The sequence below is a fragment of the Microvirga calopogonii genome (assembly GCF_003347665.1).
Classification (GTDB): Bacteria; Pseudomonadota; Alphaproteobacteria; order Rhizobiales; family Beijerinckiaceae; genus Microvirga; species Microvirga calopogonii.
The window spans coordinates 249699-261437 of the sequence record NZ_QDGA01000002.1; the positions used below are offsets into that span (position 1 = coordinate 249699).

Below are 11739 nucleotides of genomic sequence, written 5' to 3' on the forward strand. Positions count from 1 at the left end.
GCGTTTGATCACGTTTGATCTTGTGCGGCGCGGCGGACTATAGGGGGAGGAGCGCCGGGCCGGAAGCCCGGACAACACCTTAATCGAGCGGCCCACGATCATGCGCATTCTAGGCATCGAGACCACCTGCGACGAGACCGCGGCCGCCGTGGTCGGCGTCGGCTTCGACGGACGCGGCGAGATCCTCTCCAACGAGGTGCTGAGCCAGATCGCCGAACACGCCCGCTATGGCGGCGTCGTGCCGGAGATCGCCGCACGCGCCCATGTGGAGGTGATCGACCGGCTCGTGGCGCGCGCGCTCAAGAGCGCGAATTGTTCGATGAAGGACCTCGACGGCATCGCCGTGGCGGCGGGTCCCGGCCTCATCGGCGGCGTGCTGGTGGGGCTGACCACCGCCAAGGCCATCTCGCTCGTGACCCGCAAGCCCCTGATGGCCGTCAATCACCTCGAAGCCCATGCGCTCACCGCGCGGCTGACCGACGGCATCGGCTTCCCCTACCTGCTGCTCCTCGCCTCCGGCGGCCACACCCAGCTCGTGGCCGTGCGCGGCGTCGGCGATTACGTGCGGCTCGGCACCACCATCGACGACGCCATCGGCGAGGCCTTCGACAAGGTCGCCAAGATGCTCGGCCTCCCCTATCCGGGCGGCCCGCATGTGGAGCAGGAGGCCGCGAAGGGCAACCCGGAGCGCTTCGCCTTCCCGCGCCCGATGCAGGGACGGGCGGAGCCGAATTTCTCACTCTCCGGCCTCAAGACCGCGGTGCGGATCGAGGCGGAGAAGATCGCGCCGCTGACCGCCAGCGACATCGCCGATCTCTGCGCCAGCTTCCAGGCCGCCATCGTCGACGTGGTGGTGGACCGCACCCGCGTCGGTCTTCGCGCCTTCCGCGAGATCGCCGGCCATCCGACTGCGCTCGTGGTGGCGGGCGGCGTCGCGGCCAACCAGGGCATGCGCCAGGGACTGCAGCGCCTCGCGGTCGAAGCCGGCCTCAAGCTCGTGGCGCCGCCGCTCGCGCTGTGCGGCGACAACGGCGCCATGATCGCCTGGGCGGGCCTGGAGCGCATGCGTCTCGGCCTCATCGACGACATCACCGCCCCCGCCCGCGCCCGCTGGCCCTTGGACACGAGTCGCGACGAGGCTGGGGCGAAGGCGTGACATGGGCAATTGGAGTGCTCATCCCCTCTCTCAATCGGGCGGCTCCCTCTGCCGTCATGGCCGGCCTTGTGCCGGCCATCCCGATCAGGTGAAGCGCAGCGCTCAACAGTATCGGGATCACCGGCACAAGGCCGGTGATGACGTGGAGGGGGTGGAATCGGAGAGCTCATCACTTCGCTCTTTGGGAGAAGTGAACCGGAGCATGACATGACCACGCATGCCCAAACCATCGGCATCGCCGGAGCCGGCGCCTGGGGAACGGCGCTCGCTAATGCCGCAGCCATCGCAGGCAACGACGTGGTGCTCTGGATGCGCTCGCCCGAGCATGCGGCGGCCCTGGCGGCGGCGCGCGCCAACGAGCGGTTCCTGCCCGGCGTGAAACTTCATGACCGCATCCGGCCGACCGCCGATCTCGCCGATCTCGCGTCCGCTCGCGCCGTGCTGCTCGTCACGCCCGCGCAGACCACGCGCGAGATGAGCGCGGCTTTGGCGTCCGTGTTGCCGCCTGCAACGCCCCTGGTGCTCTGCGCCAAGGGGATCGAGCGGGAGAGCAGGGCTTTTCTCTGCGACGTCGTGGAGGCCGTGCGCCCCGGCGCGCCCGTCGGGGTGCTCTCGGGTCCCAGCTTCGCCGACGACGTGGCGCGCGGCCTGCCCACCGCCGTGACGCTGGCCTGCCGGAATGCGGCCCTCGCCGAGGAGCTTGCGACCGCGCTGTCAGGCCCGACCCTTCGCGTCTATCACCGCACCGATCTGCGCGGCGTCGAGATCGGCGGGGCGGCCAAGAACGTGCTCGCCATCGCCTGCGGGGCCGTGGCCGGAAAAGGTCTCGGCGAGAGCGCCAAGGCGGCTCTCATCGCCCGCGGCTTCGCGGAGCTCCTGCGCTTCGCCCGCGCCTATGGGGCTAAGGCCGAGACCCTGATGGGGCTCTCAGGCCTCGGCGACCTGGTGCTCACCTGCTCGTCGGCCCATTCCCGCAACTTCGCCTTCGGCCAGCGCCTCGGCCAGGGCATGAGCGTCGAGGAAGCCGCCGGCGGCAAGCTGGTGGAAGGCGCCGCCACCGCGAGCGCTCTCGTGGCGCTGGCGCGGGCGAAAAACGTCGACATGCCGATCGCGGAAGCGGTCGAGCAGGTCCTGTCCGGCGCGTGGAGCCTCGATCAGGCGGTCGACGCGCTGATGAACCGGCCGATCAAATCCGAGCATTGAAGCGAAACCCGTAGAAGATTTCGCGCTGCAACCGAAGGGGTAAGCAAATCATGGCCCACTGGCTCTATAAGTCCGAACCCTCCGTCTGGTCCTGGGACCAGCAGGTTGCAGAGGGCGCGAAAGGCACCCACTGGAACGGCGTGCGCAACCATGTCGCCAAGCAGAACCTGATGGCGATGAAAAAGGGCGAGCAGGGCTTCTTCTATCACTCGAACGAAGGCAAGGCCGTCGTCGGCATCGTCGAGGTGATCCGGGAATATTACCCCGACCACACGGACGAGACGGGCAAGTTCGGCATGGTGGACATCAAGGCCGTGAAGCCGTTCAAGCGCCCGATGACTCTCGATGAGATCAAGAAGGAGCCGGGCCTCGAAAAGATGATCCTGGTCAACAATTCCCGCCTCTCGGTGCAGCTGGTGACGGACGAGGAATGGGCCATCGTGTGCCGGATGGGCGGATTGTAGCGCCTCCACTCCCGCATCGGAGTGTCCGGAACCGGAAGCGCGGTCAGCCTGAAGACGCCATCATGAACTCGCGAGACGCCGGCGGATCCAGTTCTGGGCCATGTCCAGATCGGCGAAAGTCGGCGGTGCGACTCCCTGGACGGGGCCGAAGCCCGCCTCCAGGTACCATTGTCCGGGAGCGACCTCGTTTTTGTCCGAGAGATGAACCAGGACGGCCACCAGCCGCCGTTTCTCATCGAGAACCAGAGCGCCTTCTTCGTCGAATTCTGTCGCAACACGCAACGGCTGAAGGATGAGGGTCATGCGGCAGCCTGATCATTGTCCAGGTGAAGATAGGTCGGATCGAACTCACCCACTTCCTTCAACCTGCTCCAGTCGGGAACGTTCAGCCGGTCGCCCTTCAGGTCGATCAGGTTGTCAGCCCGCATCTGCTGGAGAATCCGGTTGACGTGGACCGTGGTGAAGCCGAGCGCATCGGCGAACTCGCTCTGGGTGATCGGCAGGTCGCAGGCATGATCATCGACCAGTCCCACCGCCTTCAGGCGCACGATCAGCTCGCACAGGACGTGAGCCATGCGGCTCACGCCTTCGCGCCGGCCGACATTCATCACCCATTCGCGAAAGATGGCCGCGTCGATGAGGGTCTCACGCCAGAAGGCGGACGTGATGCGGGGATAGCGGGAGCAAAGGTCGTGCAGGTCCTCATGGGTGATGAACCCCACGCGGCACGGGCTCAGCGTGGCCACGCTGTTGTCGAGCACTTTCAGGTGGAGGCTCTGGAGATCGGGAATGTCGCCGGCGATGGTGAACGAGACGATCTGGCGCTTGCCTTGCGCGGTCATCTTGTAGACGCAGGCAAAGCCGCTCAGGATCAGGCAGCTCCGGGAGGGACGATCCCCCTCGCGCACGATGTCCTGGTCGGCCCTGATCACCGCCACCTGCATGGGCAAGTCTTGCAGGGCCTGCCGCTCATCGTCCGAGAGATCGAAGACGCTCTCCATCTTGCGGATCATCGGATTGTAGTCAGGGTGAAAGGGTGAGTGCATGACGCCGCTCCCTCATTTGCAGGCGGGAGCACATCGCATCTCTCAGTCACCAGCGCCCATAATCATTGGCTGATAATAGAATTACAGTTCCACACAAATGGGAGACTGTCGCAAACCTATGTTACTTTTCGGGAATTACTTTGCGCGTCGCCCCCCCCCGCCTTCGCCCGGCTGCTTTGCCGCAACCGGGACCAACCTGTGTTATCGGCCCCGCCACACCTGATTGAATGACCGTCCGGGCCGGATGAGCGATAAAGACGGCCTTGTTTTCCCGGGTGTAGGCCATTTCGCAGCTGACCTTCGCCCCGATATGGACGAAGAAGGTTTTGCTCCTCGACATCTCATTCGCACCCATGCGGGTGCTCATCGACGGTCACGATACCGATGGCATGCTCGTCCTCGCGGATCGTCAGCTCGCTGCCGTGTTCGTGCGCCTCGACGGGACGTATCACGACCCTGAGCAGAAGGGCTGGTGGCACCTGGAAGCCGGATTCGGCAAGTGCAATGTCCGGGACGCGCCCCTGTTCAGAACGCCGGAAGACGCCGGAGCCTGGGTCGGACGGATCCTGAGCGCCAAGGCCGCGTAAACCACGGACGATCAGATCCCGAAGGTTTTTCGGGCCGCGGCGGGATTGCGCTATGTCGTAGCGCAATGGGAGACTATAGAAAGGTTCAGCCGCCGTGGTTCGCCCGGCAGGCTTTGGCGTGAAGCCACCCAGCCCTGAGCGCCCCAGCACTCCTGTCTGAGTGCGGATGGAGAGACAGGGTTGACCATGAACACCCATCGAGACGGCCCGCAGCCGGCGGTCGTCCTCCTGGTCGAGGACGAGACTCTCGTTCGCATGTTGGCCGCGGATGTGCTTCGGGACGAGGGCCGCTTCAAGGTCGTCGAGGCGGTCGATGCCGATGAGGCCCTGATCGTGCTCGAGGCGACAGCCGACGTTCGAGCCCTCGTGACCGACGTGGAAATGCCCGGTTCGCTGGATGGCTTCACGCTGGCCCGGGTGGTGAGGCAGGCGTGGCCCGATATCGGGATCGTGGTGACCTCGGGCCGGCTGAGCCCCGGGCCGGGCGAGCTTCCCCCGGGCGTGCTGTTCATCCCCAAGCCGTACAGGCCGGCGGATCTCGTGGCCGCCGTGCGGTCGGTGCTGCCGCCGGACCAACTCGAGATCCCCGCTGAAGCCCCGATCCCGGTGCTGCCCTCCGCGATCGAAATCAGCCCGCCCCACACCGGCACCGGCACCGCGGGAGGTCTCGCACAGCCGCTTCCCGAGCCCGAGGATTAGGATCGGGGGGAAAGCGAATCGCCGATCGGCGGAGCGGGACGACGAATGGGCCGTCGTGTGCCGGATGGGCGGGGTTTAAGAAGTCGCTGCTGAGCGGTTCTGTTTGCGCTGCAGCCACGCGCACCAAACGCCGATGGCGGCACCAAACGTGCCTAGGATCAGCATGAGATAAAATCCGAAATAGGCGGCCCCGAGGGCAACAGCCACACCGTCGACCTTCCTGAATCTGACGTACTCAAGCCAACCAAGGAATCCGCCAGCAGCACCGATTAGGCCGCCACTGACGATACCCATCAAAGAGTAAACGGCAAATCGCATGCCCCACCTGATCTTGATAATAAAGGTTAGGGCGCCATCCGGGTTATTGCAACATAGTTTCGAAAACATTACCTTTGGCGCCGCTCTCATTCCCCAAAGAAGCAGCGACCAAAGTCCGACCATCGTTCGGCTTGCCCGTCCCCTCTCTTCTTCCGTAAACCTAGCTCTAAATCCATCATGGGAGCATCTGGGAGAAGCGCCATGGACGAGAAGATCTACGACGTGCCGGCGGAGTGGCGGCATCGGGCCTATCTGGACGATGCGGGCTACCGGGCGAAGTACGAGGCCTCGGTCAGGGACCCGGAGGCGTTCTGGGCGGAGGAAGCCCGGCGCATCGACTGGTTCAAGCAGCCGACCCGGATCAAGAACACCAATTTCGGCCCCGACAACGTGGCGATCCGCTGGTTCGAGGACGGCGTCACCAACGTGGCCTATAACTGCATCGACCGGCATCTCCACACCCGGGGCGATCAGGTCGCCATCATCTGGGAAGGCGACGATCCGTCCGAGTCGAAGAAGATCACCTACCGCGAGCTGCACGACGAAGTCTGCCGCATGGCCAACATCATGCGCAACCGCGGCGTCGCCAAGGGCGACCGGGTGACGATCTACATGCCGATGATCCCGGAAGCGGCCTATGCCATGCTGGCTTGCGCGCGGCTCGGCGCCATCCACTCGGTGGTGTTCGGCGGCTTCTCGCCGGATTCGCTCGCCAGCCGCATCCAGGACGCCAAATCCGCCTTCATCGTCACGGCCGACGAGGGCCTGCGCGGCGGCCGCAAGGTGCCGCTGAAGGTGAACGTCGACGCGGCGCTCGAGACCGTCGGGCCGGGCGTGGTCGACCACGTGCTCGTCGTGCGCCGCACGGGTTCTCCCGTCAACATGGTGCCGGGCCGGGACGTCTATTACCACGAGGCCGCCGAGATCGTCTCCGACGAGTGCCCCGTTGAGGAGATGAACGCCGAGGACCCGCTCTTCATCCTCTACACCTCGGGGAGCACCGGCACCCCGAAGGGCGTGCTGCACACCACGGGCGGCTATCTCGTCTACACGGCGATGACGCACCAATACGTGTTCGATTACCACGACGGCGACGTCTATTGGTGCACCGCCGACGTGGGTTGGGTGACGGGCCATTCCTACATCGTCTACGGGCCGCTGGCGAACGGCGCCACGACCCTGATGTTCGAGGGCGTGCCGACCTATCCGACGATCTCCCGCTTCTGGGACGTGATCGACAAGCACCAGGTCAACATCTTCTACACCGCGCCGACGGCGATCCGCTCGCTCATGCAGGCGGGCGAGGAACCGGTGAAGAAGACCTCGCGCAAGTCGCTGCGTCTCTTAGGCAGCGTCGGCGAGCCGATCAATCCTGAAGCCTGGGAATGGTACCATCGCGTGGTCGGCGACGACCGCTGCCCGATCGTCGACACCTGGTGGCAGACGGAAACCGGCGGCATCCTGATCACGCCGCTGCCCGGCGCCACGAAGCTCAAGCCCGGCTCCGCCACGCGGCCGTTCTTCGGCGTGAAGCCGCAGATCGTGGACGCGGACGGCAAGGTGCTGGAGGGCGCGACCGAAGGCAACCTCGTGATCGCCGATTCCTGGCCGGGCCAGATGCGCACGGTCTATGGCGACCATGAGCGCTTCGTGCAGACCTACTTCTCGACCTATCCCGGAAAATACTTCACCGGCGACGGCTGCCGGCGCGATGCGGACGGCTATTACTGGATCACCGGTCGCGTGGACGACGTGATCAACGTGTCCGGCCACCGCATGGGCACGGCGGAGGTGGAATCCGCACTCGTGGCGCATCCGAAGGTCTCGGAGGCCGCCGTGGTGGGCTACCCGCACGACATCAAGGGCCAGGGCATCTACGCCTATGTGACGCTGATGGCCGGCGAGGAACCGTCCGAGGAGCTGCGCAAGGAGCTGGTGGCCTGGGTGCGCAAGGAGATCGGCCCGATCGCCTCGCCGGACCTGATCCAGTTCGCCCCCGGCCTGCCGAAGACCCGCTCGGGCAAGATCATGCGCCGCATCCTGCGCAAGATCGCCGAGGACGAGTTCGGCTCGCTCGGCGACACCTCGACGCTCGCCGATCCCGGCGTCGTCGACGACCTGATCGACAACCGGCAGAACAAGCGCACGCGCGCGGCGTGAGCCGCCGGCCTCCCCGTCATGGCCGGCCTTGTGCCGGCCATCCCGATACGGTGAGACGCCACGCTGTCATCCCCGGCGCACGAAGTGCGGGAAGGGGATCCATAGCGTTGCGCGTGATCGTGGATCCCCTTCCCTCGTCTGCGGCTCGCCGGGGATGACATTGGTGCATCCCTCCCGCGGAACCGTAGCCTTATCTTTCGCGTCTCACCCTCGTGCATCACTCGCAGGAGGGTTCGGGACATGGGTGCGCGCGCCGCATTCGCCATCGTGGCCATCGTCGGGACCGTTTTCACCGCAACGGTCGCGTCCGCCCGCGAGATCGTGCCTTTCGAGGGGCGCGTGTCGCCCGGCACCATCGTGATCAAGACCGGCGAGCGGCGGCTCTATTACGTGCGCGGTGACGGAACCGCGTTGCGCTACCGGGTGGCAGTCGGCAAGCCCGGCAAGCAGTGGTTCGGCGAGGCGCGGATCGACGGCAAATATGTCCGCCCCGCCTGGGCCCCGCCCGCCGAGGTCAAGCGCGACAACCCGCGCCTGCCCGACGTGATCCCCGGCGGCGCCCCGAACAACCCCATGGGCGCACGGGCGCTGACCCTCGATCTCGACGAATACGCCATCCACGGTACCAACCGCCCGAGCTCCATCGGAACTTATGCGTCCTACGGCTGCATCCGCATGCTCAACGAGGACATCGTCGACCTTTACGAGCAGGTGAGCGTGGGGACCAGGGTGGTGGTTGAGCGCTAGCGCATCGAACGCAAAAGTGGGAACCGGTTTTGCGTGAAAGATGCGCAAGACCAAGAACTGAGAGCAAGCTGCGGGCCGCAAAAGCCTGGTTTGTTGAGAAAGCCGGTTCGATCTACGCTCGCTCCGTGGTACGAAACTCCTCGACGCCACGGCCATCACCAACGAGAGAGCGGCATGAACCGACTGTTCGCCAACCTGCCCACCACCGTTTTCGAAGTCATGTCGAGCCTTGCCCGGGAGACCGGGGCGATCAATCTCGGCCAGGGCTTTCCGGACGATCCCGGCCCCGAGGACGTGCGGCGGGCGGCGGCGGATGCGGTGCTCAACGGCTACAACCAGTATCCGTCGATGATGGGCATCCCGGAACTGCGCTCCGCCATCGCGACCCATTACAAGCATTGGCAGGGCGTCGATCTCGACGCGAACACCGAAGTGATGGTGACATCGGGCGCGACGGAAGCCCTCGCCGGCGCGATCCTCGGCATCGTGGAGCCGGGCGACGAGGTGGTGCTGTTCGAGCCCATGTACGACGCCTATCTGCCGCTCGTGCGGCTGGCCGGCGGCGTGCCGAAATTCGTCACCCTGCAGCCGCCGCATTTCCGCCTGACCGAAGAAGCGCTCGCCAAGGCCTTCTCGCCCAAGACCAAGGCAGTGGTGTTCAACAACCCGCTCAACCCGACCGCGACCGTGTTCTCGAACGAGGATTTGAACCTGCTTGCGGAATTCTGCCGGAAGTTCGACGCCATCGCGATTTCCGACGAGGTCTGGGAGCACGTGGTCTTCGACGGCCGCAAGCACCAGCCGGTCCTGGGGCTGGAGGGCATGCGCGACCGCTCGGTGAAGATCGGCTCGGCCGGCAAGATCTTCAGCCTCACGGGCTGGAAGGTCGGCTTCGTGGCTGCGGCGCCCCACATCCTGAAGGTGCTGGCGAAGTCGCACCAGTTCCTCGCCTTCACGACGGCGCCGAACCTGCAGCATGCCGTGGCCTACGGCTTGGCCAAGGACGACGCCTATTTCGAGGGCATGCGCAAAAATTTCGCCCGCAGCCGCGACCGCTTCACCGATGGATTGCGGACCCTGGGCTTCGACGTGATCCCGAGCCAGGGCACCTATTTCGTCAATATCGACATTGCATCCCTGGGCGAGACAGACGACGTCGCCTTCTGCCGACGCCTCGTGCTGGAGCATGGGGTCGCGGCGATCCCGGTCTCGGCCTTCTATGCGGAGGGCGCGGTCAAGAACGTGGTGCGCTTCTGCTTCGCCAAGAAGGATGCGACCCTCGATGCCGGGCTGGAGCGGCTGGCCAAGGCGATCAGGAGAGCCGCCTGAAATCCGTCCGGCCTGCCAACAACTTGGACATTGTTTCTTTCTCGAGAATTTCCTAGCCTGCCACCGTTCGCACTCTGACCCCAAGGAGCCCCACCCCTGATGTTCCGTCTTCTCGCTTCGGTTGCTCTGACCCTCGGTCTTGTCACCGCCGCTGCCGCCGCCCAGGAGCGCGCGGTCAACGTCTACAACTGGTCCGATTACGTGGATCCGAAGGCGCTGGACGAGTTCACGAAACAGACCGGCATCAAGGTGGTCTACGACACCTACGACAACAACGAGATCGTCGAGACCAAGCTGCTGGCCGGCAAGTCCGGCTACGACATCGTGGTGCCCTCGGGCCCGTTCCTGCAGCGCCTGATCGGCGCCAAGGTGTTCCAGAAGCTCGACAAGGCGCAGCTGCCGAACCTCTCGAACCAATGGCCGGAGGTGACGCAGCGTCTCGGCGTGTTCGACCCGGGCAACCAATATGCCGTCAACTACATGTGGGGCACCACCGGCATCGGCCTCAACGTGAAGAAGGTGAAGGAGATTCTCGGGGCCGACATGCCGCTCAACACCTGGGACCTGGTGATGAAGCCGGAGATCGCCTCCAAGCTGAAGGCCTGCGGCATCTACATGCTCGACAGCCCCGAGGACCTCTTCCCCGGCGTGCTGGCCTATCTCGGCCTCAACCCGGATTCCAAGCGCGCCGAGGACCTGAACAAGGCGGGCGACGCCCTGTTCCGCATCCGCGGCAACATCCAGAAGTTCCACTCGTCCGAATACATCAACGCGCTCGCCAACGGCGACATCTGCGTGGCGGTCGGCTATTCGGGCGACATGATCCAGGCCAAGAACCGCGCCGCGGAAGCCAAGAACGGCGTCGAGGTCGGCTACGTCATCCCGCGCGAGGGCGCGCTGATGTGGTTCGACAGCTTCGCGATTCCGGCCGATGCCAAGAACGTGGCCGAGGCGCACGAGTTCATCAATTTCATGATGAAGCCCGAAATCGCCGCCATGAACTCGAACTTCGTGTCCTATGCGTCCGGCAACCTCGCGGCCAAGCAGCATATCGACAAGGCGATCCTCGACAATCCCGGCATCTATCCGGACGAGGCCACCATGAAGCGCCTCTTCACCAACACGGCCTATGACGAGCGCTCGCAGCGCACCGTCACCCGCCTCTGGACCAAGGTGAAGACCGGCCGTTAATCCGCCGCTCAGGTTCGGTCGTGAATCATTATCACCATTCGCTGCTCCGCCATCAGGGCGGAGCAGTCGTTTCGGAAGGACGATTCGACCATGCGCCTGCCCCTCCTCGCCGCCTTGAGCCTCTGTCTTGCCGTTCCGGCCTTCGCTCAGGCCCCTGCTCCCGCGCAGCGCGAGCCGACGATCAGCGTCATGGGAACCGGTGAGGCGGAGCTGAAGCCGGACTTCGCCCGCATCCATGTGACGGTGGCGACGCAGGCCGACACCGTGGCGCAGGCAACTGCCGCCAACAACACGGCGACCGAGCGGGTTCTCGCCCGCATCCAGGGGCTCGGCATCAAGCGGGAGGACATCCGGACCGCGAACTTCCAGGTCTTCCAGACGCCGCCGCAGGTCGGCCCGGACGGCAAGGAGATCAAGACGCCGAAATTCTCGGCCAACCATCAGCTGAGGATCACCACCCGCGATCTCGACGGCGTCGGGCGTCTGGCCGGCGAGATCCTGGCCAGTGGCGACATGACCTTCCAGTCGGTGACCTTCGGCCTCGACAGGCAGGAAGAAGGCGGCGACAAGGCCCGCGAGGCCGCCGTGCGCGACGCCCGCCGCCAGGCGGAAGTCTATGCCGCCGCAGCCGGTGTTTCCCTGGGCCGCCTGCTTGAAATCCGGGACGGCTCGGCACAGCCCTTCGAGCCGCAGCCCGACATGCGCATGTCCATGGCGATGGCCAAGGGGGCGGAATCGGTCCCGATCGTGCCCCCGGCGACGATCCGCTACACGGCGAATGTGCAGCTCGTCTGGGAGATGGCCGGGAAGCCTTGAGGGCCCGCCTTATCAAGCTCTTC

Annotated in this window: 12 protein-coding genes; 10 read left to right on the forward strand and 2 right to left on the reverse strand. The window is 65.3% G+C overall.

Going from position 1 to position 11739, the window contains the following annotated elements; all coding sequences use genetic code 11:
• Positions 1-100: 100 nt before the first annotated feature.
• The 3 genes from tsaD (at position 101) to DDF70_RS03710 (ending at position 2823) form a co-directional block, all read left to right on the forward strand.
• Positions 101-1156, forward strand: a complete 1056-nt coding sequence (tsaD, locus tag DDF70_RS03700; RefSeq protein ID WP_114943508.1) for a tRNA (adenosine(37)-N6)-threonylcarbamoyltransferase complex transferase subunit TsaD — start codon at positions 101-103, stop codon at positions 1154-1156.
• A gap of 207 nt (positions 1157-1363) precedes the next feature.
• Positions 1364-2359 carry an NAD(P)H-dependent glycerol-3-phosphate dehydrogenase gene (locus DDF70_RS03705; RefSeq protein ID WP_114943509.1) on the forward strand — a complete coding sequence of 332 codons (996 nt, stop codon included), beginning with the start codon at positions 1364-1366 and terminating at the stop codon, positions 2357-2359.
• A gap of 50 nt (positions 2360-2409) precedes the next feature.
• Entirely contained in the window at positions 2410-2823 is a 414-nt protein-coding gene (locus tag DDF70_RS03710) for an EVE domain-containing protein (RefSeq protein WP_114943510.1), read from the forward strand.
• A gap of 60 nt (positions 2824-2883) precedes the next feature.
• Here DDF70_RS03710 and DDF70_RS03715 read toward each other — a convergent pair whose 3' ends face one another.
• Together DDF70_RS03715 and DDF70_RS03720 are read right to left on the reverse strand one after the other, a co-directional pair.
• Positions 2884-3126, reverse strand: coding sequence for a hypothetical protein (locus tag DDF70_RS03715; protein WP_170316022.1), 243 nt, complete (start codon positions 3124-3126; stop codon positions 2884-2886).
• The gene (locus tag DDF70_RS03720) at positions 3123-3869 is read right to left on the reverse strand and encodes a Crp/Fnr family transcriptional regulator (RefSeq protein WP_114943511.1); all 747 of its coding nucleotides are present in this window, start codon (positions 3867-3869) and stop codon (positions 3123-3125) included. Before DDF70_RS03720 ends, DDF70_RS03715 begins: the two co-directional genes overlap by 4 nt.
• Positions 3870-4195: 326 nt before the next feature.
• Between DDF70_RS03720 and DDF70_RS03730 the strand changes: the two genes are divergently transcribed.
• The 7 genes from DDF70_RS03730 (at position 4196) to DDF70_RS03765 (ending at position 11716) form a co-directional block, all read left to right on the forward strand.
• On the forward strand, positions 4196-4456 hold the full coding sequence (locus DDF70_RS03730) for a hypothetical protein (protein ID WP_245435355.1): 261 nt from the start codon (positions 4196-4198) through the stop codon (positions 4454-4456).
• Between the two features lie 186 nt (positions 4457-4642).
• Positions 4643-5155 (forward strand): response regulator, encoded by a 513-nt coding sequence (locus DDF70_RS03735; RefSeq protein ID WP_114943637.1) that lies wholly within the window; start codon positions 4643-4645, stop codon positions 5153-5155.
• 519 nt (positions 5156-5674) lie between these two features.
• Complete coding sequence (gene acs, locus DDF70_RS03745; RefSeq protein ID WP_114943515.1) at positions 5675-7633, forward strand: acetate--CoA ligase; 1959 nt, start codon at positions 5675-5677, stop codon at positions 7631-7633.
• A gap of 240 nt (positions 7634-7873) precedes the next feature.
• Entirely contained in the window at positions 7874-8380 is a 507-nt protein-coding gene (locus DDF70_RS03750) for a L,D-transpeptidase (RefSeq protein ID WP_114943516.1), read from the forward strand.
• Positions 8381-8554: 174 nt separating this feature from the next.
• Positions 8555-9709, forward strand: a complete 1155-nt coding sequence (locus DDF70_RS03755) for an aminotransferase (RefSeq protein WP_114943517.1) — start codon at positions 8555-8557, stop codon at positions 9707-9709.
• Positions 9710-9808: 99 nt separating this feature from the next.
• The gene (locus DDF70_RS03760; RefSeq protein WP_114943518.1) at positions 9809-10900 is read left to right on the forward strand and encodes a polyamine ABC transporter substrate-binding protein; all 1092 of its coding nucleotides are present in this window, start codon (positions 9809-9811) and stop codon (positions 10898-10900) included.
• Positions 10901-10990: 90 nt separating this feature from the next.
• Positions 10991-11716: an SIMPL domain-containing protein gene (locus DDF70_RS03765; RefSeq protein ID WP_114943519.1), complete on the forward strand. Its 726-nt coding sequence runs from the start codon at positions 10991-10993 to the stop codon at positions 11714-11716.
• Positions 11717-11739: the final 23 nt, after the last annotated feature.